21 protein-coding genes are annotated in these 25,480 nt (G+C 66.2%); 10 read left to right on the top strand and 11 right to left on the bottom strand.

All coding sequences use genetic code 11. The features are described 5' to 3' along the window. Positions 1-11: 11 nt before the first annotated feature. The 3 genes from K2R93_02615 to K2R93_02605 form a co-directional block, all read right to left on the bottom strand. A complete protein-coding gene (locus tag K2R93_02615) occupies positions 12-578 on the bottom strand; it encodes a sigma-70 family RNA polymerase sigma factor (protein MBY0488713.1) in 567 nt (188 codons plus the stop codon). Positions 579-651: 73 nt separating this feature from the next. Then, entirely contained in the window at positions 652-1,407 is a 756-nt protein-coding gene (locus K2R93_02610; GenBank protein MBY0488712.1) for an anti-sigma factor, read from the bottom strand. Further along, positions 1,404-2,084 (bottom strand): sigma-70 family RNA polymerase sigma factor, encoded by a 681-nt coding sequence (locus K2R93_02605; protein ID MBY0488711.1) that lies wholly within the window; start codon positions 2,082-2,084, stop codon positions 1,404-1,406. The genes K2R93_02610 and K2R93_02605 overlap by 4 nt, the downstream gene beginning before the upstream one ends. A 170-nt stretch (positions 2,085-2,254) precedes the next feature. Between K2R93_02605 and K2R93_02600 the strand changes: the two genes are divergently transcribed. Further along, positions 2,255-2,791: a fasciclin domain-containing protein gene (locus K2R93_02600; GenBank protein MBY0488710.1), complete on the top strand. Its 537-nt coding sequence runs from the start codon at positions 2,255-2,257 to the stop codon at positions 2,789-2,791. Positions 2,792-3,070: 279 nt separating this feature from the next. Here the strand turns inward: K2R93_02600 and K2R93_02595 are convergent, their stop codons facing one another. Then, on the bottom strand, positions 3,071-4,540 hold the full coding sequence (locus K2R93_02595) for a nitronate monooxygenase (protein ID MBY0488709.1): 1,470 nt from the start codon (positions 4,538-4,540) through the stop codon (positions 3,071-3,073). 157 nt (positions 4,541-4,697) lie between these two features. Between K2R93_02595 and K2R93_02590 the strand changes: the two genes are divergently transcribed. Both K2R93_02590 and K2R93_02585 read left to right on the top strand, forming a co-directional pair. Further along, positions 4,698-4,838, top strand: a complete 141-nt coding sequence (locus tag K2R93_02590; GenBank protein MBY0488708.1) for a hypothetical protein — start codon at positions 4,698-4,700, stop codon at positions 4,836-4,838. 365 nt (positions 4,839-5,203) lie between these two features. Continuing rightward, positions 5,204-6,106 (top strand): class A beta-lactamase-related serine hydrolase, encoded by a 903-nt coding sequence (locus K2R93_02585; protein MBY0488707.1) that lies wholly within the window; start codon positions 5,204-5,206, stop codon positions 6,104-6,106. A 15-nt stretch (positions 6,107-6,121) separates the two neighbouring features. Here K2R93_02585 and K2R93_02580 read toward each other — a convergent pair whose 3' ends face one another. Then, positions 6,122-7,450, bottom strand: coding sequence for a response regulator (locus K2R93_02580; protein ID MBY0488706.1), 1,329 nt, complete (start codon positions 7,448-7,450; stop codon positions 6,122-6,124). A gap of 19 nt (positions 7,451-7,469) precedes the next feature. Beyond that, a complete protein-coding gene (locus K2R93_02575; GenBank protein ID MBY0488705.1) occupies positions 7,470-7,862 on the bottom strand; it encodes a response regulator in 393 nt (130 codons plus the stop codon). 110 nt (positions 7,863-7,972) lie between these two features. On the opposite strand from K2R93_02575, the gene K2R93_02570 reads away from it, so the two are divergent. Next, on the top strand, positions 7,973-9,967 hold the full coding sequence (locus K2R93_02570; protein MBY0488704.1) for an MCP four helix bundle domain-containing protein: 1,995 nt from the start codon (positions 7,973-7,975) through the stop codon (positions 9,965-9,967). 33 nt (positions 9,968-10,000) lie between these two features. Here K2R93_02570 and K2R93_02565 read toward each other — a convergent pair whose 3' ends face one another. Together K2R93_02565 and glgC are read right to left on the bottom strand one after the other, a co-directional pair. Then, positions 10,001-10,411 carry a hypothetical protein gene (locus K2R93_02565; GenBank protein MBY0488703.1) on the bottom strand — a complete coding sequence of 137 codons (411 nt, stop codon included), beginning with the start codon at positions 10,409-10,411 and terminating at the stop codon, positions 10,001-10,003. Between the two features lie 31 nt (positions 10,412-10,442). Beyond that, positions 10,443-11,705: a glucose-1-phosphate adenylyltransferase gene (gene glgC, locus K2R93_02560; GenBank protein MBY0488702.1), complete on the bottom strand. Its 1,263-nt coding sequence runs from the start codon at positions 11,703-11,705 to the stop codon at positions 10,443-10,445. Between the two features lie 43 nt (positions 11,706-11,748). Between glgC and K2R93_02555 the strand changes: the two genes are divergently transcribed. Next, positions 11,749-13,188: a glycogen synthase gene (locus K2R93_02555; protein MBY0488701.1), complete on the top strand. Its 1,440-nt coding sequence runs from the start codon at positions 11,749-11,751 to the stop codon at positions 13,186-13,188. A gap of 6 nt (positions 13,189-13,194) precedes the next feature. On the opposite strand, the gene K2R93_02550 is transcribed toward K2R93_02555, so the two are convergent. From K2R93_02550 to rfaD, 3 genes are all read right to left on the bottom strand, one after another. After that, the gene (locus K2R93_02550; protein ID MBY0488700.1) at positions 13,195-13,944 is read right to left on the bottom strand and encodes an ATP-binding cassette domain-containing protein; all 750 of its coding nucleotides are present in this window, start codon (positions 13,942-13,944) and stop codon (positions 13,195-13,197) included. Continuing rightward, complete coding sequence (locus K2R93_02545) at positions 13,941-15,437, bottom strand: ABC transporter permease subunit (GenBank protein ID MBY0488699.1); 1,497 nt, start codon at positions 15,435-15,437, stop codon at positions 13,941-13,943. Before K2R93_02545 ends, K2R93_02550 begins: the two co-directional genes overlap by 4 nt. Positions 15,438-15,756: 319 nt before the next feature. Beyond that, positions 15,757-16,815, bottom strand: a complete 1,059-nt coding sequence (gene rfaD, locus K2R93_02540) for an ADP-glyceromanno-heptose 6-epimerase (GenBank protein MBY0488698.1) — start codon at positions 16,813-16,815, stop codon at positions 15,757-15,759. A 240-nt stretch (positions 16,816-17,055) separates the two neighbouring features. Between rfaD and K2R93_02535 the strand changes: the two genes are divergently transcribed. The 5 genes from K2R93_02535 (at position 17,056) to K2R93_02515 (ending at position 25,439) form a co-directional block, all read left to right on the top strand. Further along, the gene (locus tag K2R93_02535) at positions 17,056-20,142 is read left to right on the top strand and encodes a SusC/RagA family TonB-linked outer membrane protein (GenBank protein MBY0488697.1); all 3,087 of its coding nucleotides are present in this window, start codon (positions 17,056-17,058) and stop codon (positions 20,140-20,142) included. Positions 20,143-20,145: 3 nt separating this feature from the next. Next, the gene (locus K2R93_02530) at positions 20,146-21,723 is read left to right on the top strand and encodes a RagB/SusD family nutrient uptake outer membrane protein (GenBank protein MBY0488696.1); all 1,578 of its coding nucleotides are present in this window, start codon (positions 20,146-20,148) and stop codon (positions 21,721-21,723) included. After that, a complete protein-coding gene (locus K2R93_02525; GenBank protein MBY0488695.1) occupies positions 21,720-22,502 on the top strand; it encodes a DUF4397 domain-containing protein in 783 nt (260 codons plus the stop codon). Before K2R93_02530 ends, K2R93_02525 begins: the two co-directional genes overlap by 4 nt. Positions 22,503-24,045: 1,543 nt before the next feature. Then, positions 24,046-24,333 (top strand): helix-turn-helix transcriptional regulator, encoded by a 288-nt coding sequence (locus tag K2R93_02520; GenBank protein MBY0488694.1) that lies wholly within the window; start codon positions 24,046-24,048, stop codon positions 24,331-24,333. Positions 24,334-24,734: 401 nt separating this feature from the next. After that, positions 24,735-25,439 carry a hypothetical protein gene (locus tag K2R93_02515; protein ID MBY0488693.1) on the top strand — a complete coding sequence of 235 codons (705 nt, stop codon included), beginning with the start codon at positions 24,735-24,737 and terminating at the stop codon, positions 25,437-25,439. The last annotated feature ends 41 nt before the right edge of the window (positions 25,440-25,480 follow it).

The raw sequence follows: 25,480 nt of genomic DNA, 5'->3' as shown, positions 1-25,480 counted from the left end.
ATCGAAGCCGGTTACGAGAACTGTTCGGCGAGGAGCGCCCGCAGCCGCGCGCAGGCCCGCTGGACGCGCATCTTGAGCGCCGACACCCCAGCGCCGGTGACGACGGCCATGTCGTCGTAGCTCAGCGCGTCGGCAAAGCGGAGCACGAGGGCCTCGCGCTGCTCGAAGGGGAGCTTGGCCAACGCCGCCGCCAGCAGGCGTCGCTGCAGCGCGGCATCGGTCGTTTCCTCGGCGGACGGCAGCCCTGCATCGAGGTCCGCCGGCAGCACGTCGAGCGGTTCGTATCGCGACTCTTTCGCGACACGGGTACGACACTGATTGACTACAATCCGTACGACCCACGCCCCAAAGCGCTCCTGCTCCCGATACGAGCCCAGATGCCGATAGGCGCGCAGGAAGGCGTCCTGCACCACGTCTTCGGCGTCGTCGGGACTCCCCAGCAGGTGCGTGGCGACGCGCAGGCAGCGCGCATGATGCCGGTCGACGAGGAGGCTGAAGGCCTCGACGTCGCCGGTCAGCACGCGTCGCACCAGGGCGGCGTCGGCCAGCGGTTGGGGGGCAGGGTGGGGCAGGGTCACATCCAGCAACTCGGGTTCCGGCGGGATCGTCACATCGCGTGGCGCCCGCCCCCGTCCTCCCCCCGACGGGCGGCTAGAGCTTGGCCAGCATCGCCAGGCGTTCCCGGGTGGAGACGACCACACCACCCGGCTTCTCCACGGTGATCGCGAACATTATCGCGTCGCCGACCGGGACGCGGGCCCGGATCGGCACCAGCCGGTCGGCCTGCCCCTTGGCGATGTTGAAGACGCCCCCGTCCACCGGATAGCGCTCGTCGCGGGTCTTGTCGAAGATCCACAGCTGATACTGCCACTGCGTCGAATCGTTCGGCATGAGCCCGATCAGGCGCATGACCCCCTTCTGCAGGGTGGGGCTCCAGAGCACTTCGCCGTCTTCGATGAAGCGGCCGGTGGAGTCATTGCCGGGCGTCCACTTGAGCGCGAGGGTGCGGGTATCGGTGGCGATGGTCGCGCGGAGCAGGCGCACATCGCCATCGAGCGCGGCGGTGTTGACGGCCGGCGCCGTGGGCGCGGCCGGCTTGGGCGCACGGGTGCGGACCACGGTGATGGCCAGCAGCGCCGCGGCCGCGAGCCATCCGGTCCAGGCGAGGACCGAGGGGCGGCGGGACGGGGAAACGGGAGCAGGCATGACAGGCGCACGGGTGGCACGAACCAGCGCCTCGCCGGTGAAGACGAGCCGTTCGGCGAGCGCCGGCGGCAGGGCGTCCTGCTCGCTGCGTTCGGCGTCGACCAGGGCGGCCGTCAGTTCGCCCACGACGAGTTCATCAGCCGAGAGCGCCGAGAGATCGTCGGGGAGCGGGGTGGGGTGAGAAGGGCGGGGCGTGGTCATTCGTCGGATTCCGCCGAAGGGTTCGGGCGGCGCTCGGATGATACGGCGTCGCTGGTCGTGAGCAAGCGGCGGGCGCGCTGCAGCCCACGGCGGATGTGCGACTTCACGGTGCCGAGCGGCGTACCGGTCTCGCGCGCGATTTCGTCGTGGGTGCGGCCATGGAGCAGCGACAGTTCCAGCATGGTGCGTTGGGGCGCGGGCAGCGCGGCGAGGACGGCGTGGGCCTGCTCGACGCGATCCTGCTGATCGACGTCGGCCTCGCGATCATCGGCCTGATCGTAGTCGTCGGGGAGCGGCTCGAGCTCCACCGCCCGCTGTCGCCGCCGCAGCCGGTCGATGAGCCGCCGCCGCGTGACCATGGCCACCCACCCCGCCTGCGTCGCCTTGGTGGGATCGTAGCGGCCGGCGCTGCGCCAGAGGTCCACGAACACCTCCTGCACGGCGTCTTCCACATCGCGCGGATCGGGCGACCAGCGCCGCGCGAGCGCCCACACGAGGGGGCCGAAGCGCTGCACGCATTCACGCACGGCGAGTTCGTCGCCGGCCGCGATGCGCAGCAGCAACGGCGCACCGTCCTCGAGCGGAACGCTTTCGGGGAGGCGGTCGGACGACACGAGACTGAGATGGGGGCGCGTCACGGGCAACGGGGCTGGCGGCGCGGGATCGGAAGCGGGCATGACGCGAGAGAAAGGAAGCACCCCCGAGCATTCGCTCGCGGCGTCCGCTTGGATGCACCCAGCCGGAAATTGGCGCGGGGTGCATCCGGAACGGTCCTGGCGGACGAACAGGGAGGCACGGCGGGGGGATCCCGCCATTGCATCGTCCACGCATTCACCCCGGAGTCGTCATGTCCCGCCGCTTCTTCACCGCACTCAGCGTCCTCGCGTTCGCCCTCACCGCCTCCACCGCGACCACCGCCCAGGCCCAGCATCCGCGGGGGCCGAGCATCCCGCAGGTCGCCAAGACGGCCGGGCAGTTCACCACGCTGCTCGCCGCGGTCGAAGCGGCCGGTCTGGGAGAATTCCTGAGCGGGCGCGGCCCCATCACCGTGTTCGCCCCCACCGACGAGGCGTTCCGTCGCCTGCCCAATGGCACGGTGAGCGACCTGCTCAAGCCGGAGAACCGCGAGCAGCTGCGCACGCTGCTCTCGTATCACGTCGTGGCGGGTCGCGTGACGGCCGCCGAGGCCCGACAGCTCTCGAGCGCAAAGACGGTGGCCAATCAGGACGTGCGTATTCGCACCAGCGACGGTGAGCTCCGCATCAATGACGCCGTCGTGCGCATCGCCGACATTCCGGCGAGCAACGGGCTGGTGCACGTCATCGATCGCGTCCTGATGCCGACGCCGCAGCCGTGCAATACCGAGTCACGCCGCGGCTGGTAAGGCGTTCACGCGCGTCAGCGTGATAGGTGAACGGGATTGTGTGGATTTCTGGAGAGGATCTTGGGGATAACTGAAACAGCAGACAGGGATGCCACGGATTACGCGGATTACGCGGATGAGTAACGTGGCGTGAGCAACCTCACGCGAGCTGTATCCGTGTAATCCGCGTCATCCGTGGCATCCCCATGTGCTGTTTCCGTTATCCCCGCAATCCCAACGCATCCGCGCAATCCCAACCCATCCGCGCAATCCCAACCCATCCGAGCGATCGCCCGCGCGCTACGTCGCCGAGACCAGCCAGGCAATCACATCCGCCGCCCGATAACTCCCGTGCTCGGCGAAGTGCTTGAGCGACACGAGGTCATCGCCACTCGTCACCAGTGACGGTTCGATGGTGCCCTCGCGTTCCTGGGCGTAACCGACATCGGCCAGGAGGCCGTTGCAGAGACAGCGACGGCCTTCGGTGTCTTCCGCTGCGCCACCCTTCTGCACGTAGGCCGAGATCGGCTCGGCGGCGCAGCGATAGTCGAGCCGCCCGTCGGCGCGCTTGATGGCGATGCGCAGATACCCCAGATCGCAGATGCGCTCGCGCGCATCGCTCCCGTTGGCACGGTCATCCACGTGCACCACCTTGAACGGATAGCCCGTCGGCGAAGCGCGCGGATCGGTGTGCACCCGGGCCGTGCCACGGCACACCGCGTCCAGCACCTCGCGCTTCACCGGCTCGTCGAGCCCCGATTCTTCACAGAAGGCGAAGAGCGTACCAACCTGAATGCCGCGGGCGCCTACGGCCCGGCTGGCCGTGAGGCCGTCGGGGGTGCCGGCACCACCGGCGACCCAGAAGGGCAGCCCGAGCTCCCGCAGCTTCTCCAGGTCGACGGCGTCCCGTTCGCCGTAGATCGGCTGCCCGAGCGCATCGAGCGTCATCGCGCCACGGGGCGGCGCGTTGTGGCCACCCGCCGTGGGCCCTTCCACGACGAAGCCATCCACGCGCCCCGTGCTCTTGCGTGCAAGCGTGGCCGCGAGCGAAACGGCCGAGACCACCGGCAGAAACGCTGGTCGTGTGAGTGGTGTGCTCGGGACCGCGCCGTCCGGCCACACCTCGACCGGATCGAACGCCAGCCATTCGGCCTCGTCCTTCGCGAGCCCTTCCACATCGAAGCGGATGCGCGCCGGCTGATGCTGCGCCAGTGCATCGAGTGCCCCCGGAATCTCGCGCGGAATGCCGGCACCCATGATTACGCACGAGACGCCCGCGAGCATCGCGCCGTAGAGCGTGGCGAGGTTGGGCATCTGCACCTTGGTCAGCAGGTTCATCCCCACGGGCGCGTCGTGCCCTTCGCGCGCGAGCCACGTCTCCACGAAGGCCGCGGCCACGGTGACGCGCTGACGTGCGGCGCTCACCGTCTGCTTGTACATCGGCAGCAGACGATACGGGGCACCCGCCTCGCGCCCGTCGGGGCGGAAGTAACGGCGCAGCAGTTCATCGCCCAGCTGCGGGATCGGGAGCGCCGCGAGCGCGCGGCGCATGTGCCCGCCGATGTCGCCGTCCTGCAGGCGGCGCACCAGCAACGTGTCGATGACGGTGCCGGAGACCACACCGAGTTGGCCGGCGCGCGCGACGGCATTGGCCAGTCGCCAATTTGAGACGCCGATCCCCATGCCGCCCTGGATGATGGCAGGCAGCGCAGTGGCGTCGAGGCCCGGAGCCTCCGGGGCGGCGGTGGGCAGCGGCGGGGCAGACGTCATGGGCGAGGTGTCCATCGAAATCCGGAGAGGGGAGGTCAACATCCCAATGTGCGCCCACGGACGAGGCCCCGACCATTCGCAACCTCCCCGACACCGCTGTCAGGGAATCTCGACATTCGCGAATAGCGGCGCCGGTGGCCGCATATCCCCTTTCGAAGTGTTCAACGCGCTGCTCGGTCAGCACTCGCTCGCCACCGACAACATCTTCGGCCATCGCGCTCACCTGCAGTTCGCCACCATGACCGGCAACGTGCGTAACGGATTCGTTGCGTCACGGACCGTGGCTGTGACGGGGTGACAGAGCGCTCCCGGCGTGGGACGGTTGGCGGCCGCCGGCGCCGCCAGACTCGTTAACGAGAGCGGGGTTGGCTCGTCCAATTCTGTGAAACGGCACCTAGGGGATCTTTCTCCTGGGGTGTCTTGTAGAAAGAGACACCGATGCAGGGCGCGCTCCGGTCTGAGAGGGCCGAGCGCGAGCGGGGCGGCACGGCGGCTTGAGGGAGCTCCGTGACCGCGCAGCACGCAGGCTTGAGGGAGCCGCGTGACTGCCATACCGGTTGAGGTCTGAGGGGACCGAAAGCCGGAGGGACGTTCCGCCGCTGAGGGGCGGTGAGGAACATCGAGACGGGGAGCGAGGCGCTAACGGAATGCTAAGTTCCGGTTATGCGACTCCTCCCCGTTCTCGCGTTGCTGGGGCTCGCCACGGCGACGCCCGTCTGCCCGGCCGCCGCGCAGTCGACGCCGCGCCGTGATGCCCCCGCCGCACTCCGCCGCACGCTCGACAGTCTCGCCGCCGCCCATCGCGGGGTCGTGGGCTACAGCATCACCAATCTCGCCACCGGCGAACACCTCGAACGCAAAGGCGACGAAACCTTTCCCACCGCGTCGCTGATCAAGGTCCCCATTCTGGTGACACTGTTCGACCTCGCCGAGCAGAAGCAGCTCTCCCTCGACGATCCGGTGGTGCTCACGCCCATCGATAAGGTCGGCGGCGCCGGCGAACTGCAATTCCTGCGGACCCCGGCGACCTTCCGGCTCTGGGACATCGCGTGGTTCATGAGCACGCTGAGCGACAACACCGGCACGAATCTCATTCTCGATCGCATCAAGATCCGGCGCGTCTGGCAGAAGATGGAGGCGCTGGGGCTGCCGCACACCAAGGTCCACTCGGGCTCCATGACGCGCATCGGCAGCGTCGCCCCCGACAGCAGCGCGAAGTACGGGCTCGGGGTTACCACGCCGAACGAGATGGCCCAGCTGTTCACGCTGTTGGCCGAGGGGAAGGCGGTGAGCGCCACCGCCGACAGCACCATGCTGGACATCCTGGCCAACAATCGCGACGACATGAAGCTGGCCCGGTTTGCGTACGGCGTGCCGCTCGCGCACAAAACCGGCGATGTCGATCAGGCCCGCGCCGACTGCGGCGTCTTCACGCTGCCGGCCAAGGTGGTGGCGTGCGTGCTGACGAAGGAGAACGCGGATACGCGCTACTGGGGGGAGAGCGAGGGGAACACCGTGATCGCGCGGATCGGTGAAGCGGTCGTGAAGACCTGGCGCACGAAATAGCGCGCGCCGCGCGAATCAGGCGTCTTCCGCCAGCTTGTTGTACAACGTCGCCCGCGTGATGCCGAGGAGTTTGGCGGCGCGGGTGCGGTTGTCGCCGGTCATCGCGAGCACGGTCCGAATATGCCGACGCTCGAGTGTCCGCAGCGACCAGTCGGCCTCCTGCCGTTCACTCCCCGCATGCAGCCCTGCCTCGAGCAGCACCGGCTCGAGGTGGGACACGTCCACCTGCGCATCCGACCAGGCACGCAGGAACGCTTCATCCACCACATGCCGCAATTGCGGAACGTTGCCGGGCCAGGGGAGACTCCCGAGCCATTCGGCGGCTGGCGTGGTGAAGCGCGACGGGCCGTCGCCGCCGTCGAGACGCAATCGTTGCAGATGGCGCGTCGCCAGCGCCATGATCGCCTGCGGCCCGCGCTCGGCGAGCGCCGGCACGGCGATGGGAATCGTGGAGAGGCGCTGCCACAGGCTGGCGCTCCCCGCTCCCGTGCCGAACGGATGCAGCTCGGTCACGCTCGTCGTGGTGATCACCCGCAGGTCACTGGGCGGTTGCCCCTGTCGCTCCGCCTGGCGTGGGTCCACGAGCCCCAACAGCGCCGCCTGCACGGCCGGCGCGAGCGAGGCCACATCCGCCAGCAGCAGCGTCCCGCGCAGCTGAGGGCGCCCGTTCGTCGCGGGAAAGTGCGCCAGCGCCGACTGCAGCGCGCGCAGCTGCGTGGCCTCGGGCCCATCCGGAATGGTGACGCACACCAGCGGTTCACCGGCGCGCGGGGAGAGCTGATGCGCCATCTCGGCGAGCGCGCGCTTGCCGGTCCCCGGTTCGCCCCGAAGGAGTAGCGGCAGGTCATTGCCGGCCGAGGCCTGCACGAGCTGTCGTACGCGCTGCATCGCCGGCGATTCATCGAGCACGCCGTACGGATCGAGTACCTGCGTGGCAAGGAGCGCCCGCGACCGCGCGAGCGCGGTGCGCGCGAGCCCGCGCTCCAGCGCAGCCACCAGATGATCGAGATTCGCCGGCTTGATCTGCACATCTTCGGCGCCGGCCCGGATGGCGCGCACCGTTTCGAGGACGTCGATCGTGCCGCTCAGGATCACGACCGTGATCCCCCGGTCGCGCGCATTCAGCGCCTCGAGCACCGCGAGACTGTCGGTGTCGCCGAGTTGATGGTCGAGCACGATGCCATCGAACGCATCCCCGGCGGCCAGCCGGATCGCGTCGGCGCCGCTCGCGGCGGTGCTCACCGTGAAGCCGCGGGACTCGAGCTGCAGCCGCGTATAGCGCAACAGCGTCGGCTCATCGTCCACCACCAGCAGGCGCCGGCCCATGGAGGGCGTCTCGGTCATGCGCGTCGTCCGGCGTCGGTCATGGCAGCCCGCGCCCGAAGGTGCGCGCCAAGGCCAGCTCGAGTTGGCTGGTCGTGAACGGCTTCTGCAAAAGAATCCATCCGTGGGCGCTCACTTCATCCATGGAGACCAGATCCGCGTAGTAGCCGCTCATGAGCATCACTGGCAGCCCGGGGAACCGCTTGGCAACGTAGCGAGCGAGCGCCGCGCCGGTGAGGGTTGGCAGGCAGAGGTCGGTGAGCACCAACGCGGGCCGATCGTCGCCGCACGATTCCAGGATGTGGATGGCCTCCGCGCCCTCCCCGGCTTCGCGCACCGCAAAGCCGTAGCGGCCCAGCAGGCGTACCAGCAGCCCGCGGATATCCGCTTCGTCATCCACCACCAGGATCCAGCGTGCTGAAGATGCCGTCATGCCAACAAGGCTCGGTCCGGCAGGGACGGTCCGCCCAAAGCGTTCAATTCTTGGACAGTTCCGGATATGCCGGGGGAATAGCCGACACACCTCGCCGTACCCCATTCCCCATGTCATCCATGCTCGCTCGCTATCGCATAGGTACCAAGCTCGGTGTCGCCTTTACGGCCCTGGCGGCACTCGTCCTCACGGTAGGTCTCACCGGGGCCCTGTCGCTGCGCACCGTGAACGCGGCCGCCACGCAGATCGGCACGAACAACCTGCCGTCGCTGCGCGGCATCATGATGATCAACCTCGGCCTCACCGATATGCGACGCCTGGAGCTGTCCATGGCGCAAGCTCGGGTCGAAGGCGATGAGGCCGGCTACCAGCAGAGCCGCCAGGAACTCGAGGAGTCGCTCGCCAACGAGCTCAAGGCCGGCTGGAAGCTCTACGAGCCGCTCCCGCGCGAGGCTGAGGAGGATCGGTCGTGGGGCGATCTCGTGACCGCCGAGCAGGCGTACGAAAAGCACCTCGAGGCGCTCCGTGCCCGGCTCGATCAGAAGGACGTGGCGAATCTCGCGCCGGTGCTGAACGAAGGGCGCAAACTGTATGTGCAGGCCACGATCGAGGCCGACTCGCTCGTGCTCATGCAAAGTGCCTTTGCGCAGACGGGGGTGGCCGCTGCCTCGCAGGCGGCGGCGACCGGCACGCGGGCCACCGTCGGGTTCAGTGTGCTCGCCGTGCTCATTGCGATCGTGCTGGGTGTGGCACTGACGCGTGATCTGCGGGCGCCGCTCGCGCTGGTCGTGGAGCGAGCGCAGGCGCTGGCTGAGCATAGCGTCGCCGACCTGAACCGCGGCCTGCGGGCGATGGCTGGCGGCGATCTCTCGGTCGCGGTGACCGCGACCACGACGCCCACGGGATTGACCCGTGGTGATGAATTGGGGGCGCTTGCCCACAGCATTGATGAAATGATTCGACGGTCAGCGGAGACCATTGCGAACTACGGCCGGACGCAGGCCGCGATCGAACAGGTGATGCACGACAGCACGACCCTGACGACCGCGGCCGCGAACGGCACGCTCAGTGCACGCGCCGAGGCGAGCCGCCATGCCGGGGCCTATGCGTCGCTCGTGCAGGGGACCAACGCGTTGCTCGACGCCGTCACCGGCCCGATCAACGAAGCGTCCGAAGTGTTGGCCCGCATCGCCGCGCGCGATCTGCGGTCCCGTGTATCGGAGGGGTATGCGGGAGACCACGCGGCGATTGCGCGGGCCATCAATCACGCGCTCGACCACCTCGAGGAGGCCTTCGGACAGATCGTGGCGGCGGGCGATGAAGTCCATACCTCCTCCGATGCCATCGCCGACGGCAGCGAGTTGCTCGCGAGCGGTGCCTCGGAGCAGGCGGCGGCCATCGAGGAGATCTCCGGATCGCTGCAGGAGGTCGAAGCCACGGCGCGTCGGACCACCGGCATCACGGTGGAAGTGCGACACCTGACGGACGATGCGCAGCGCGCCATGCAGGTCAGCGATGAAGGCGCCGACGCGCTCAGGCAGGCGATGTCGCGCATTCTTGAATCCTCACGCTCCACGGCGGCCATTGTGAAAACCATTGATGAAATTGCGTTCCAGACCAACTTGCTGGCGCTGAACGCCGCCGTTGAAGCGGCACGCGCCGGTGATGCGGGGCGTGGGTTCGCGGTGGTCGCCGAGGAAGTCCGCTCGCTCGCCATTCGCGCCGCTGAAGCAGCGCGCTCCACGGCGGCGCTGATCGAGTCGGGGGCGACGATGGCCGGCGAAGGCGCGTCGGTCACCGAGCAGGTCGTGACGTCGATGACGCAGGTGCGCGACCGCGTGAGCAGGGCCGGCGCGATGATGCAGGATATCGCGCAAGCCACCGAGCATCAGCTGCGGAGCATCGAGCAGGTCAATGCCGCCGTGACGCAGATGAACGCGGGCACGCAGGCCGCTGCGGCCAATGCGGAGGAATCGAGTGCGGCCGCGCAGTCGCTGGCGAGTCAGTCGCGGCAGCTGCAGGAGATCGTGCGGCAGTTCCAGCTGCGCGACGCCGAGCGTCTGGCGCCGGTCCGCGCGCGTCCGCGCGAACGCTGGGCGGCGTAGGCGCGAACGCGTCGGCGCCTACGCGTTCGCTCGTCAGAAGTCCCCGGTTTCGGGGAAGAACTGCGAGCGCGAGAGATCACCGCTGGGGTTCGAGACGAGCAGCAGACGGGCGACCATGCCGGGCCCCACCGACAGGGTGGGGCTCACCCAACTGCTGCGCGACCCGATGGAGCGCGCCCCGACCTGCAGGCGCCCACCGGCCTGCAGCTCCGTGTCCTGGAAGCGAAAGGTCTGCGAGCTGTTGCCATTGACGGTACCCAGGCGGCGTCCGAACGCATCGTTCGCGCGCATGAGATAGACGTTCACATCGAAGTAGCCCTGATTCGTGACGGCCACGTACACCGTGAACGGCCCGGACGGGGTCGGGGGCAGGTCACTGTCCTTCTTTTTGCATCCGGCCACGACCAGCGCGGCCAGCAGCAGTCCGGCAATGCGCGTGCGCATGCGATGATCCTGCAGTAAGGGAGCCGGTGTCTCAGAGCGACAGCCGGTCGATCATGGGTTGGGTGATCAGGACGATCCCCTTCTCGGTGCGCCGGAACCGCTGGGCGTCGAGCGCCGGATCCTCGCCGACGACGAGCCCCGCCGGAATACGTACCCCGCGGTCCACCACGACGTTCGTCAGGCGCGCATTCCGGCCCACTTCCACGTCGGGATGCACGACCGCGCCGTCGAGATGGGCGAAGGAGTGCACCCGACAGCCGGTGAACAGCAGGGAGCGGAAGACGCCCGAGCCCGAGATGATGCATCCGCCCGCGACCAGCGAATCGAGGGCAAAGCCGCGACGGCCATCCTCGCTGTAGACGAACTTGGCTGGCGCCGTGAGCTCGGCGTAGGTCCAGATCGGCCACTCCTGATCGTACAGGTCGAGACCGGCGCGCACCGAGGTGAGATCGATGTTGGCTTCCCAGTACGCATCGATGGTGCCGACGTCACGCCAGTAGGCTTCGGTTTCACGGTCGGCCTTGACGCAGGAGGTGCTGAAGCGGTGCGCCACCGCTTTGCCGTGCTGCACGATGTACGGGATGATGTCCTTGCCGAAATCGCGCGTGGACGCGGGATCGGCCGCATCGCGCCGGAGCAGTTCGAACAGATAGCTCGTCTTGAAGACGTAGATGCCCATGCTGGCGAGCGCCATCGATTCGTTCCCCGGAATACCGGGCGGATCCTTGGGCTTCTCGAGAAAGTGCACGATGCGATCGTGGGTATCGACGTGCATCACGCCAAATCCCGTCGCCTCGAGGCGCGGCACCTCCAGCACGCCCACCGTCACGTCGGCGTCCTGGTTGACGTGCTGCTGCAGCATGAGCTCGTAATCCATCTTGTACACGTGGTCGCCGGCCAGGATGACCATGTACTCCGGGTGGTACGCCTCGATGATGTCCATGTTCTGGTAGACGGCGTCGGCGGTGCCATCGTACCACTGCGTTTCGCTCACGCGTTGCGACGCCGGCAGGATGTCGAAGCTTTCGTTGCGCTCGGGGCGCAGGAAGTTCCAGCCACGCTGCAGATGCCGGATGAGGCTGTGCGCCTTGTACTGCGTGGCCACGCCAATGCGCCGAATCCCGGAGTTGATGGCGTTCGACAGCGCGAAATCGATGATGCGCGTCTTGCCGCCGAAGTACACCGCCGGCTTGGCGCGGCGATCGGTGAGCTCGTACAGGCGCGAGCCTCGGCCGCCGGCCAGGACATAGGCCATGGCGTTGCGGGCGAGGGTGCCACGGGGCGTGGGAGTCATGCCGCATTTTGCGTCGGTGGCACGCGCAACGTAAGGTTCCCCCATGAACGTGCTCTTCGTGGCCGCCGAAGCGGCCCCGTATGTGAAGACGGGCGGCCTTGCCGATGTGGCGGGCGCGCTCCCCCAGGCCCTGCGGACGGCCGGCCACGACGTGCGCCTGGCGCTCCCGCGCTACCGGGCGCTTCGGGAGCAGGGGGTCCCGATGACCGGACCCATCACCGGCGCCTTTCTGCCGCTCGGGGAAGAGGCCCACGAACTGCGGGTCTGGCGCGGGCGCGAAAGCGCAGCGACCTACTTTCTCGACATTCCGGCCGCCTTCGAGCGCGGCCAGATCTACGGCGAGCGCGATGACCACCGGCGGTTCATCCTCTTCGCCCGCGGTGTGCTGCACCTCATGCAACACCTCCGCGAGGTGGAGGGGTGGCAGCCCGATGTGGTGCACTGCCACGACTGGCATGCCGCGCTGGTGGTGAACTACCTGCGCACCCGCTACGCCTACACGTTCGGCCACATCGCCACGGTGTTCACGATTCACAACCTGGCGTATCAGGGGCAGGTGGCCCCCGAGGTGCTGGGGCTCGCCGGGCTCGCCGATTTTGGCCTGATCGAGAACGGGATGGGCTCCGGGATCGCCGGCAGCTTCAACTGCATGGCCCGCGGCATTCAGTACGCCGACGTCGTCACGACGGTGAGCCCCACGTACGCCAACGAAATTCGCACGCCCGAGTACGGCGAGCGGCTCGACGGCCTGCTGCGCTGGCGGGGCGACCGGGTCGTGGGGATCCTGAACGGCATCGATACGCGCGCGTTCGATCCCGGCACCGACCGCGCGCTCACCGCGCACTATTCGGTGGACGCGGTGCATGCCAAGGCGGCCTGCAAGAGCGCGCTGCAGCGAGAAACCGGACTGGCGGTGGATTCCACGCGCCCGCTGCTGGGGGTGGTGTCGCGGTTGGTGAACCAGAAGGGGCTCGACCTGCTGCATGCCGCGCTGCCGTGGCTGGTGGAGCACACCGATGCGCAGCTGGTGTTGCTGGGCACCGGGCAGCGCGACCTCGAGGAGGCGTTCCGCCACGTGGCGGCGCGCGTGCCGGGTCGCATTGTGGCCCGGCTGACCTTCGATGCCGCCCTCGCGCAGCGTATCTACGCCGGCAGCGACGCGTTCCTCATGCCGTCACGCTTCGAACCGTGCGGACTCGGCCAGCTCATCGCGTTGCGCTACGGCTCGGTGCCGATCGTGCGAGCCACCGGAGGGCTCAATGACACCGTGCAGGAGGGGTACGAGGGGAACGGCTTCCGCTTTCACCCCTACGAGGTGCGCTACTTCACCGATGCGATCGGGCGCGCGCTGCAGGCATACCGCGATCCGGTCGGGTGGGCGCAGCTGCGCGCACGGGGCATGCGCGAGGATCACTCCTGGACGCGCGCGGCCGACGATTACGGCCGCGTGTACGCCTGGGCGCAGCGGCTGCGGCGGGGCTGAGCGCCGTCAGTCTTCGAGCAGCGCGCGCGTGGCCGCATGCTGCGGCGCCTCGAGCACGGTGCGCGCCGGCCCCTCTTCCACCACGTTGCCGTCGGCAAGGACCACCACGCGGTCGGCGTCCTTGGCGAACGCGAGGTCATGCGTGGTCACGAGCAGGCCACGCCCGGCCTGCGCCAGCGCGCGCAGGGAATCGGCGAGCGCCCCCCGTCGCGCGGGGTCGAGGGCCGCGGTGGGTTCATCCATCAGCAGCACCGGCGGATCGAGCGCCAGCGCGCGGGCGATCGCCACGCGTTGCGCTTCGCCGCCCGAGATCTGACTTGGAAACGCGTCGGCGCGGTGGGCCACGCCCAGCAGCTCCAGCAGGCGCATGGCTTCGCGCGCGGCGGCCTCGGGCGCGACGCGTGCGGCATGGATGGGGGCGAGCGTGATGTTGTCGCGCACCGAGAGGTGCGTGAAGAGCGCGTGCTGCTGAAACACCATCCCCACCTGTCGCCGCAACGCCCGCAGCTGCGACTCACGCGGGACCGGCCCGGGGCGCAGGGTGGCGTCGCCCACGGTAATCTGCCCCTCGTGGAACGCTTCAAGCGCGACGGCGGCGCGCAGGATCGTACTCTTGCCGGCGCCGGACACACCCATGAGCGCGACGATCTCCCCCGCGGCCACACGCAGCGACACGCCGCGCAGCACCTCGCGGGGCCCCCGCCGCAGGCGCAGCGCGTCCACGTGCAGCACGGTGGTCCCCTGGGCGACGGTCATGCCGCACTCCATCGCGCTTCCAGCGCGCGCGCCAGGCGCGACAGGGGCAGCGACAACGCCAGGTAGAACAGCGCGCACAACGCCCCCGGAATGGCCCACGACCCGACGTTCGTGGCATAGATCGCGGTCTGCTTCGTGAGCTCCACCACCGTGATGACACTCACCAGCGACGAATCCTTGAGCAGCGCCACGAAATCATTCGTCATCGGCGCCAGCGCCAGGCGAAACGCCTGCGGCCCGCGCACCAACCGGAAGATCTGCCACTCCCCCAGCCCCAACGTCCGCGCCGCTTCGAGCTGCGCGCGCGGAATGGCGAGCAACGCCGAGCGATAGATCTCCGACTCGTACGCCGCGTAATTGAGCCCCAGGCCAATGATGGCGGCCAAGAGCGCCGGCAGCTTGATGACGCTGCTCAGCCCATAGTAGAGCACGAACAGCTGCAGCAGCACCGGCGTCCCCCGCACGATCTCGACGTAGGTCGTTAGCACCGCCCGCGGCAGCGCCCCACCATAGACCCGCCCCGCCGCAATCGCCGCCCCGCATCCCACCGCGAGCAGCATCGCCGCGACGGAGATAACGAGCGTCAGCCCCGTTCCGCGCAGCAACGCCGGCAGGTACGTCCCAATCGAAGCCGTTCCCGCCGTACGAGCTTCCGCAGTTCCAGCTTCCGCCGTCCCAGCTTCCGCCGTACGGGCTTCCGCCATCCCCACCCGCCGCACATACGCCGCCTGCCCCGCATCCCACACCTGCCACTCCCGAAACACCCGCTCCAACCGGCCATCGCGCATCGCCGCCCGCAGCACCGCATCCGCCGAGTCGCGCAGCAGCGAATCGCGCCGCGCGAACACCGCCACGTAATGCCCGAGCGCAATCGGCACCGGCTGAATCACGAAGCCCCCCGTGCGCCGGAGCGCACGCTCGGCGATCACATGATCGAGCAGCACGGCATCCACGCGCCCTTCGGCGAGATCGGTATAGGGGTGCACGTCGTCGTCGTACGACACCGGCACCAGGCCGTGCGTACGCTCGGCGTCGAGCAGCAGCTGATAGGCGCCGGTCGAGCCGAGGGTGGCCACCCGCTTGCCCCGCAGATCGGCGAGCGCGTGATAGCGCGACGAGTCGGCCGCGCGCACCGCGAGCACCTGCCGGAACTCGAAGTAGGGGAGCGACACCGCAAAGCGCGCCCGCAGCGCCGGCGTGTCCTCGAGCCCCGAGAGCCCCACGTCGAAGTCGCCGCGCTCCACCGACTGCGCGATCGAGGCCCACGCCACCTGCGTGAACTGCGGGGTGCGGCCAAGGCCGGCCGCGAGGAACCGCGCAATCTCGACGTCGAAGCCCCGCAGCTTGGAGGGATCCTGCGGATCGGCCTCAACAAACGGGGCGCCCCCCTCGGCGTCGCCGCCCCAGCGCAGCACGCGCGATGGCGGACCCGCCGGCGGACGCTCGCGACCGCAGGCGGTGAGGAGAAGGAGGAGGAGGACGAAGCGGCGCACTACTCAGTGTATCGCCAATCGGCGCTCGGTGTTCGGACAACTCAAATCGGAGCTCGGTGTTCGGACAACTATGGACCGTGGGAGTCGGGATGCTGGTCGGACAATCGGGGTCGGCTTGCCGGGGGCGAGGGCGTGCTGCGCTCCGTTGATCAGGCAGTGTGTGAGAGGTACGGAGCGACGCGCGCACAGCGCCGCGCACGGAGCGCAGCAGGCGCTCGCCCCGGGCAAGCCGACCCCCACCTCCGAGCCCGATCCCGACTCCCACCGTCCATAGATGTCCGTAGACCGACCTCCGAGTCCCTCTGACCTCAGAATCCCCTCAGTCGCCCAGTCGCCGATCTCCCACCAGGTACCCCCGCACGTAGTCGCCTACCGCTTCCGCCAGCGGTGTCACCGGCGCCGCATAGCCCGCGGCGCGCAGCTTCGCGATGTCGGCCTGCGTGTGGTACTGGTACTTGGCGCGGATGCTCTCCGGCATGTCGATGAACGACACCTGCGGCGTGCGCCCCATCGCGGCGAAGAGGGCGCCGGTGAGGTCGAGCCACGTATGCGCCTGGCCGCTGCCGATGTTGAACAGGCCGTTCGCGTGGGGGGTCATGGCGAGGTGCAGCGTCATCGCGATGGCGTCCTTGATGTACAGGAAGTCGCGCTGCTGTTCGCCGTCGCGGTAGTCGGGGCGATGACTCTTGAAGAGCTGCACCCCGCCCGTCTGCTCGATCTGGCCGTACGCCTTGTGCACCAGCGAGCGCATGTCGCCCTTATGCGCCTCGTTGGGGCCATAGACGTTGAAGTACTTGAGGCCCACCAGCTGGCGCAGGATGCCAGCGCGGGCGGCGTACTGATCAAACAGGTGCTTCGAGTAGCCGTAGGCGTTGAGCGGGCGGAGGCGGCTCAGGGCCTCGGTGCTCTCGTCCTGATCGGCCATGCCGGCGGTGCCGTCGCCATAGGTCGCGGCGCTCGAGGCGTACACAAAGCGGACGCCGCGGACGAGGGCCCAGTGCGCGAGGTCCTTGGTGAACTCGAAGTTGTTCTTGGCGAGGAAGGTCGCGTCGCGCTCGGTGGTGGCCGAGCAGGCCCCGAGGTGCAAGATCAGGTCAAAACGACCGAGGCTGTCGAATTCGAGGCGGGCGAGCAGGTCGTCGGCCTCGAGATAGTCCTCGAAGCGGAGCGGCACGAGATTCCGCCACTTCTCGTCGGTGCCGAGTCGATCGGTCAGAACGACCTTTTCGATCCCCAGCTGGTTCAGCGCCCAGACGAGGGCGCTGCCGATGAATCCGGCGCCGCCGGTGACCAGCACCCGCTGCGGCAGGCGCGGCGGGGCGGCCGGGAGGGGCAGCGGCGACACGGCGGGTGACGAACCGGCGAGTGTTTCAGACATGAGGATGGGAGAAAGTCGAAATACACCAGCACGTTACCGGAAGGTAGCCGTGTGGCGTAAACGCGGGATCCGCTGTTCTTTGTTGCAATCCTAACCGTGATGCCCCGGTTCGCCGGTCGCGCGGCTCTGGACGTCCCTCCCTGCAGTGCCGTGCTGGCCTCCCTCGGCCGACTCCACAGGTCCGGTTGCTCCGGCCCGGCGGCACGCATTGCCCACCGCTCGTCACACCCGGTTCCCTTCATGCTGAAGACCAGATCCCTCCCGGTGCTGATAAGCTCCCTCCTCTTCGCGGCGCAGGCGTTTGCCCAGCAGCCGAAGACCGTGACCGGGAAGGTCACGTCCGATGCTGGACAGCCGCTTGCGGGTGTGTCCATCGTCGTGAAGGGGACGGAGACGCGCAGCATCTCTGCCCAGAATGGTGACTACAACATCCGCGCGGCCGTCGGCCAGGTGCTGCAGTATCGCCTGATCGGCTACGCGCCCGCGGAGCGCACCGTGGGCGAGGCCAACTCCATCAGCGTGTCGCTCGAGAAGTCGGCGACCAACCTCGACGCCGTCGTCGTCACGGCCCTCGGCCAGACCGCGGTGAAGCGGTCGCTGGGCACCGCCCAGCAGACGGTCGTCGGCCCCGACCTCGCGCAGACCGGCCGCGAGAACTTCATCAACGCGCTGCAGGGCCGTGTGGCCGGCGTGGAAGTGACGAGCTCCTCGGGTGTGCCGGGCGCGTCGACCTCCATCACCATCCGCGGTGTCTCGTCCATCTCCGGCAGCAACCAGCCGCTGATGATCATCGACGGCCTGCCGATGGACAACAAGACGCTCAACACGGGCGTGCTGGGCTCCGACGCGCCGGGTTCGGCGACGGCGTTCAGCAACCGCGGCGTGGACTTCACGAACCGTGGCGCCGACATCAATCCGGAAGACATCGAGACGCTCGTCGTCCTCAAGGGTCCGGAAGCCGCTGCGCTCTACGGCATCGACGCGGCCAATGGCGCGATCGTGATCACCACCAAACGCGGCAAGCCGGGCACCGGGACGCTCGAGTACAGCAACAATATCCGCCTTGACCGAACACGTGCGACTCCGGAGGTGCAGAACACCTACGGATTGACCCCAAATTCGACCGTCGGTTTCCAGTACTTTGGCGGGCCGTACGCGGCTGGAACGCAGTTCTACGACAACATCGATGGCTTCTTTAAGCCGGCGGTTTCGCAGCAGCACAATTTGGCGCTATCTGGTGGCACGGCCGACAACAAGGTTAGCTACCGCATCGCCGCCAGCGGCATTCAGCAAGGTTCGGTAGTCCCAAAGGCGGGGTTGGATCGCGTGAATCTGACCGGAGCGACCACAGCGCAGGTCACTAAGTGGCTCAAGAGTGACCTGACCATGAACTACTCGAATCAGACCAACGATCAGGTGCTTAAGGGCGATGGCGGTCCACTGATCGGCCTACTTCTCTGGCCGCAGACCGACAAGGCGAGCGATTGGCTGACGCCCGCGGGCACCCGCCGCCGCATCACGACCCTCACGCAGAGTGCCGAGACGGACAACCCCTACTTCTCGGTCAACAAGAACAAGGTGAACGCGAAGACGGGTCGTCTGATCGCTAATATCGGCTTCACGATCACGCCGTTCAGCTGGGGCAGCATCAAGTCGAACATCGGCTCCGACAGCTACACGAACGAGAATACGATTCTGCGTCATCCCGAGTCGGCCGCCGGTTTCAGCAACAACGGTATCCTCGACCTGGCGACCGATGTCGTGCGCAACTTCAACGTGCAGAACCTCTTCAACGTCAATCGACGCACGCTGTGGAATGGGCTGACGGTGGAAGGGCTCGTGGGCCAGAGCCTGCAGGACGCGCGCTCGCAGACGACGGGCGACGTCGGGCGTGACTTCTACGACCTCAACTTCATTTCGATCAACAACACCGACCCCACGAAGCGCTTCTCGCGGACCACGCTCTCGCAGCGCCGACTGGTAAGTGCCTTCGGGCAGGCGACGTTCGGCTACAACGACTACCTCTTCGCCACGATCACCGGCCGCAACGACTGGACGTCGACGATTCCGGTGGAGCGGAACTCGTTCTTCTATCCTTCGATCAACTCGTCGTTCATCGCGACCGACGCGCTCCCGTTCCTCCGCACCTACTTCACGTCGCTCAAGCTGCGTGGTGGCTACGCCGAGGTGGGTAAGGATGCGCGCCCGTACGCGTATCGCCCGAGCCTCGAGTCCAAGACGACGACGGGCGGCGGCTACGGCTACGGCTTCACCGGTCCGAACCTCGGCCTGAAGCCCGAGTTCAAGGTGTCGCGTGAGTTCGGCGCCGAAATGAGCTTCCTGCAGGATCGCCTCGGCCTCGACATCACGACCTACAAGTCGGAAACGCGCGACCAGATCGTGAACGACATCCGTGGCTCGTACGGCACGGGCTTCATTCTCTTCAACCTCAACGGCGCCAAGACGCGCAACAACGGCACCGAGGTCATGCTCCGCGGCACGCCACTGCTGAAGCCGAACTTCAGCTGGGACGTGATGGTCAACGTGGACAAGACGCGCGGCAAGACGATCGCGCTGCCGAACGCGCTGCCGGAATCGTATGTGTCCGACACGTGGCTCTTCGGCAACGTGCGCAACGGTACGGCGCCGGGTCAGTCGACGCGCTCGCTCACCGGTTTCTTCTACCTGCGCAACAGCGCAGGTGACCTGCTCATCGATCCGACGACCGGTCTGCCGATTCGTTCGTCGGTGTTCATCGCGGGCCCCGGCAAGGGCTACGATCGCCAGCCCGATTGGACGATGGGCGTCACGAACACGTTCAAGTACAGGCGCTTCAGTCTCAACTTCCTGATCGACATCCGGAAGGGCGGTGATGTATTCAACGCCACCGAGCAGTTCCTCACCGCACGTGGACTTTCGAAGCGGACGCTCGATCGCGAGCAGCCGCGCGTCATTGCCGGCGTGCTCCGTGACGGCAAGGAAAACTCGGCCACGCCGACCAAGAACACTATCGTGGTGATTCCGCAGGTCCAGCCGACGTTCTACACCAATATTTCGGAAGAGCTATTTATCGAAAAGGACATCAATTGGGTGCGTCTCAAGGACATCACTCTGCGTTACACGCTGCCGCCCAAGATCATCGGCGCGCGCAGTGCGAGCATCTTCGTGACGGGCACGGATCTCTTCCTCTTCACGAACTACTCCGGCCTCGACCCGATAGTGAACGGCAACACCGCAGCGGTGGGCGGCTCGGGCGCGGCTGGTATCGACTACGGCAACTTCCCGATGCCGCGTGGCTTGGCGTTCGGTCTCAAGGTGGGGTACTAAGACATGAAGAAACTCACCACGCTGCTTCTCGCCGGCTCGCTGGTGGCGACGTCAGGATGCGACAAGTTCCTGGACGTCAATACTAATCCGAATGCCCCGCAGGTCGTGGCGCCCAATCTGTATCTCGCGCCGATGCTGCACTGGATGGCCACGTCGCAGCAGCTCGATGGGGTCTGGTTTGGCCGCTACATGCAGGAGTGGACGCTGCCGTCCGGCTCGTCGACGCCCAATACGTGGGATCGCATGGGCTATGATGCCGGCACCGACCGCGGCGCACAGCTCTGGCGTGACGTGTACTGGAGCATGGGGCAGAACCTCGTTGACATGATGGCCAAGTCGCAGGCGGAGCAGCGATATGACCTGCTCGGCCTAGGCTACACGATCAAGGCGTGGGGCTGGCTCATGCTCACGCAGATGCACGGTGAACTAATCATCAAGCAGGCTATCGATCAGAATCGTTTCTCGTTCGACTACGACTCACAGGAGTTCGCGTATCAGGAGGTATTCCGACTCCTCGATTCGGCGGTCGTCAACCTCTCGCGCACGGACGGGGCGGTCAGCGCCACGTACATGGCGCGCGGTGACAAGGTCTACGGCGGCGACCGGACCAAGTGGCTCAAGTTCGCGTGGGGACTGCGCGCCATGGCGCTCAATCACTTCTCGAACAAGGCGACGTACAATCCGGCTGACGTGATTGCGGCGGTCGACAAGTCGTTTGCAGGCAGTGCGGACGACGCGCTCATTCAGTACACGAACGTCAGTCCGGATCTGGCGGATGCCAATCCGCTCGGTTGGGCCCGCAACAACATCCGTTCCCATCGGCAGACGCAGTTCGTGTTGAACCTGCTCAACGGCACCTCGCTCGGCACGCCCGACCCGAGGCTGTCGCGAATGCTGGCACCGAGCCCGGACGGGCAGTACCGCGGGTGGGATATCAACAGTGGCCTGTCGGGCTTCACCACCGCGCAGCTGCCGAACAATTTCTTCGGCAATGTCGGCACGGCGGGCGGCGCAGGACAGCCGTCGCGCTACCTGTTCGATGACAAGAGCCGCATGCCCATCATGACGTATGCGCAGCTGCAGTTCATCAAGGCCGAGGCGGCTTACAAGGCGGGGCAGCTGTCGACGGCGCTGCAGGCGTACACCAACGGCGTGTCAGCGCACATCGACTTCGTGAACGCGCGTAACCTCGACAACGCCCAGGCCGTCACGCAGATCAGCGCGGCGGAAAAGGCGGCCTTCCTCACGGATCCCAAGATCATTCCGACGAACCCGTCGAGCCTGACGCTCACGATGATCATGTCGCAGAAGTACATCGCGCAGTGGGCCTGGTCGCATGTCGAGCTGTGGTCGGACATGCGTCGCTACAACTACACCGGGCTCGACCCGAAGACGGGGCAGCAGGTATACCCGGGCTTCACGCCCCCCACCAACCTGTTCGTGGACAACAGCGCGAAGATCGTGCAGCGCATGCGCCCGCGATACAACTCTGAATACGTGTGGAATCGCGCTGGTCTTGATGCGATCGGCGGTCTGGCCACCGACTACCATACCAAGCCGTTGTGGATCTTCCAGCCGTGATGACCATGCAGACACGATCACTCATCCTTGCGATCACCGGCGCCCTGACTCTGGGCGCATGCGACAAGAACGCGGTGCAGGAAATCGCCGCGCCCACGGCCGGCGCCAAGGTCAAGTTCTTCAACTTTGGCATCAATGCACCGGGCGTGAACTTCTACGCCAATGATGCCAAGGTTACGGCAGTGGGCTCCACCACGGGCTTCGAAGCCACGACCGGCGTGACGTACGGGAATGCCGGGAACGGTGCTTTCTACTCCGATCTGCCGGCTGGCGCCTACACGTTCACCGGGAAGATCGCCGCGACGATCGACAAGGACCTCGCGGTCTCTCGAATCACGGCAACACTCGAGAGCGGCAAGTCCTACTCGGTGTACATGAGTGGGTTCTACGACGCCACGGCCAAGACCGTCGAAGGATTCGTCGTCACCGACGACTATCCGGCGACGTTCGATTACAGCCAGGCGCTCGTACGGTTCGTCAACGCGAGCCCGAACTCCAGCCCGATGACACTGTATGCAACGAATACCACCACGAATGCCGAGTCGGCAGTCGGGGCGGCCGCGGCCTACAAGTCGGCGGCCGCGTTTACCGCGGTGCCAAGCGGCATTTACAACTTGAATGCGCGGGTAGCTGGGTCAAGCACAAACGTCTTCGCCCGGTCGAACGTAACTTTCTTGGCCGGTCGTGTTTACACTATTGGCGCTCGAGGCGATGCGACCGTATCGACCACCGGTACCGCGACGAACCGAGCTTTCCTAGATAATACTCTCAATCGGTGATTCACTCCGTATTGCTGAACGCCCTCCGCTCAATTTCAGCGGAGGGCGTTCACTGTTCCTACGCTTGCCCACTCAAGTTTCGGTGTCGATTTAATACGGGCCGAAGCAATCGTACTCTGTGCTGGATGCGTTTACCTCCAGCATCGCGCTGTGTGTACCTCCGGTTCCATCGGTCACCACAGCAGAGATCAGCTTGCCTCCGTTGATATTGTCGTACGAAACCACGAAGTAGTCACTGCCGGCCTCGTGAACTGACCCCGTGCTCGTAGATAATGCGATGGAGGTTACGCCTCCCGGGAACCGTCCAGTCGTTACTGCTGTGTATCGTAGGCGGCATTGGCTGCCCGAATTCGCGTCGGTGTACCCAGTTATGATCACATTTGGCGGACCGCAAGAAGGACCGCCGGACGATGCGCTCACCCCGAGCGAGTCTGTCTTGAAACGATTGAAGCCGTCGTACACCGCTCCGATGATCCACTTATTGACGCCGATATCCTCACATGGAATCGAGAAGCCATAAGTTGAGGTGTAACTTGCCGCTTGAGTGTACGAGCACGCGCCCCCGCTTGAGCGAATGCAGAACGCGTAACGAGCGGGAACATCGGGAGGCCAGCGACCGGAGGAGCTCGCGCTAATCTGATAGCCTACTTCGCCATAGAGCGGGCCACTGCCAACACGCGACAAGGATATGTTCAAGCTTGGTGCAGCTGAAAATGACTTGGTGTAGATGAACTTGAGATAGCGCGCAAAGCTGTCAACGCTACCGTCAGCGTTCCGATTCGAACACCAGTTAAGGGCCGGGAGCTTGCCACTCATGGTACACATGCTCCAAGCCCACAGATATCCGTTAAACCGCTGGGTCTGCCAACCGTCAACCGACAACGTGTGAAGCCCCGCGGCGGTATAGAGGGAATACGAGGATGACGTGTTGCTCAAGAGGAACTTCGCTGAGTCGACCACTACCGGACAGATACTAAGCGGAGTGCTGCACGCGTACTCAAAGGTGCCCGCGACAACCGTAGAATCATGGGGAAAGTAAACGGAGGTGTTCCCACTCCCCGAGTTTCCCCATCCTATCGCAATGTCCTTGCTGAAGGGTGAGAACCCGGTGCTGGCATTGGCGAATTCCACTGATGAGCTAGCCACTTGCGTTGCTTCGGCTTGGTATACCTCCGTTCGCCTCGATATTGCTGGCTCAGCGACGCTGATTACGTCTCGACAAGCACTCGTGAGGCCTACGGTAGAGAGGGCTGCGGCCAGCAATCCGATGCGTCTTGTACTGCGTTTCATAATTCCCTCCGTGGGTGAGAAATCACGATCGAGTCGGGGTCTTTGGAGCCGAACTGAGCTCTCATGACACGCCGTCGATCGCATCGCCCACGTTACGTCTATCGACCAACTCGGCAATTAGCAGTAGTAATAGGAGCTGCAGGTCGCTTTGATGAGAAAAGTGTGTGTGTGACCTGCGATACTTGACTGCGCTCTAGCAGAACGCAACTCTCTGTCTGTTCAATTTGTTCTTGTTGCCAAATCCACCACTGAAATGCTGAATCGCCATTCTTGCGAGACTGCCTACACTCGTGATCTTGAGCAAGTGTTCGCGACGCAAAGGTGGTGCCGTCTCTGCTCGATTTATGGTTTATCGACGCGGGAGCGCGAGATGGCGGAGCTTATCGTCCGAGGCCTATCGTCGAGGCAAATCGCGGCGGTATTCGATTGTTCTGTTGCAAATGTCACTGCGATCCGCACTCGCGTGTATCGCAAGTTAGCGGTTAGGGGCGGAGCGGAGGCGATCGGCCTCCTCCTTTGTAGGCTGCTCGTTGAGGAGTAGCGGATTACGTCCGTCTCTTGCGTCGTTTTACGCCGCCGCGCAGCAAACACTTCGAAGCGCCTCAGGCGATAATTTACTTTGCGAGTGCTCAGATTGGACTCGCCTCAACTTCGATCGTGTCCTTCATCCGAACGCGGTGATATGGCGATCGGGTCGAAGCGCTCGTGCTGGGGGAAGGTGAACGGTCCTCTGAGCAACAAGCAAGACTCCAGAGGTGCGCCTCGATAGGATCTCCAGTATTTTGGCGCGATGCTGTCCAAGTTGGGGACCGCGACAGATCGGTCGTTCCCCGATGACGCTTTCAAACGCTAAGCGAAACTTCGTTTGGCCGGAGCGGTCCCCGATGCTTCGCGCCGCCGGGGGTGCGTATGTTGCAGCAGAATCCTCGAACGGGAGGCAATGTGGGGAAGCAATGGGTCGCGATGGCCGCGGTGTGCGCGGGCGCCGTGGGGCTCACTCGCTGTGGGCTGTTCGGCGCGGGCGACTGCCTCCTGACGGTGGGGCCGATGCTGACGGTGGAGATCCGCGATGCGAACGGGCGGGCCCAGGGCGTGGGGAGCACCGTCACGCTCGTGGACGGCGATGCGCGCTACCCGCAGACGCTCCGCGAGGACTCGCTGCGCGTGACGTACTTTCAAACCGCGGGCGCCTCGGTGGTGGATGTGGTGGTCTCCAAACCGTTCTACCAGGACGCGGTTGTGCGGAAGGTGCGCGTCAGCCGGAACGCCTGCCGCGCGGGCGACAAGCCGCCGGCCACGCTGCCCGTCGTACTCACCCTCGCGCCTGGGGCGCCGGCCGTTCGCTCGGCGCATCTGCTGCCGCCGCGGATCCTGCTCGATCGAGAGCCATACACCACCGCCTACACCTTCACACCCGTGGTCGATGCCACGCCGGGGATCTCCACCGCGGTGCGCTGGCGTCTCGATGGCGACACGAGTGGCGTTTCGCTCGATGCGCAGACCGGCACCGTGCGCTATCGTTGTCAGCGCACGAGTACCTATCCCACCCTGCAGGCGATCGCGCTCGCCGACACCACTATCGTGGCCACGGCGGCGCTCGCCATTCAGGGGCACCCGGCGGCTCCCAACGATCCGCCCTGCAGCTGATCGCCGCTCCCCACGCCTACCCGTACGCCGATGCCCCCGGT

The organism is Gemmatimonadaceae bacterium, assembly GCA_019752115.1.
Taxonomy (GTDB): domain Bacteria; phylum Gemmatimonadota; class Gemmatimonadetes; order Gemmatimonadales; family Gemmatimonadaceae; genus Gemmatimonas.
The sequence above is the reverse complement of the archived record's forward strand: the minus strand, read 5'-3'. Positions and strand labels throughout refer to the sequence as shown.

Coding starts and splice junctions, on each gene's coding strand:
- K2R93_02570 (MBY0488704.1), top strand. CDS start 7,973: ATGTCATCCATGCTCGCTCGCTATCGCATAGGTACCAAGCTCGGTGTC.
- K2R93_02520 (MBY0488694.1), top strand. CDS start 24,046: ATGCTGAATCGCCATTCTTGCGAGACTGCCTACACTCGTGATCTTGAG.
- K2R93_02555 (MBY0488701.1), top strand. CDS start 11,749: ATGAACGTGCTCTTCGTGGCCGCCGAAGCGGCCCCGTATGTGAAGACG.
- K2R93_02580 (MBY0488706.1), bottom strand. CDS start 7,450: ATGACCGAGACGCCCTCCATGGGCCGGCGCCTGCTGGTGGTGGACGAT.
- K2R93_02530 (MBY0488696.1), top strand. CDS start 20,146: ATGAAGAAACTCACCACGCTGCTTCTCGCCGGCTCGCTGGTGGCGACG.
- K2R93_02575 (MBY0488705.1), bottom strand. CDS start 7,862: ATGACGGCATCTTCAGCACGCTGGATCCTGGTGGTGGATGACGAAGCG.
- K2R93_02535 (MBY0488697.1), top strand. CDS start 17,056: ATGCTGAAGACCAGATCCCTCCCGGTGCTGATAAGCTCCCTCCTCTTC.
- K2R93_02600 (MBY0488710.1), top strand. CDS start 2,255: ATGTCCCGCCGCTTCTTCACCGCACTCAGCGTCCTCGCGTTCGCCCTC.
- glgC (MBY0488702.1), bottom strand. CDS start 11,705: ATGACTCCCACGCCCCGTGGCACCCTCGCCCGCAACGCCATGGCCTAT.
- K2R93_02610 (MBY0488712.1), bottom strand. CDS start 1,407: ATGACCACGCCCCGCCCTTCTCACCCCACCCCGCTCCCCGACGATCTC.
- K2R93_02605 (MBY0488711.1), bottom strand. CDS start 2,084: ATGCCCGCTTCCGATCCCGCGCCGCCAGCCCCGTTGCCCGTGACGCGC.
- rfaD (MBY0488698.1), bottom strand. CDS start 16,815: ATGTCTGAAACACTCGCCGGTTCGTCACCCGCCGTGTCGCCGCTGCCC.
- K2R93_02550 (MBY0488700.1), bottom strand. CDS start 13,944: ATGACCGTCGCCCAGGGGACCACCGTGCTGCACGTGGACGCGCTGCGC.
- K2R93_02595 (MBY0488709.1), bottom strand. CDS start 4,540: ATGACGTCTGCCCCGCCGCTGCCCACCGCCGCCCCGGAGGCTCCGGGC.
- K2R93_02585 (MBY0488707.1), top strand. CDS start 5,204: ATGCGACTCCTCCCCGTTCTCGCGTTGCTGGGGCTCGCCACGGCGACG.
- K2R93_02565 (MBY0488703.1), bottom strand. CDS start 10,411: ATGCGCACGCGCATTGCCGGACTGCTGCTGGCCGCGCTGGTCGTGGCC.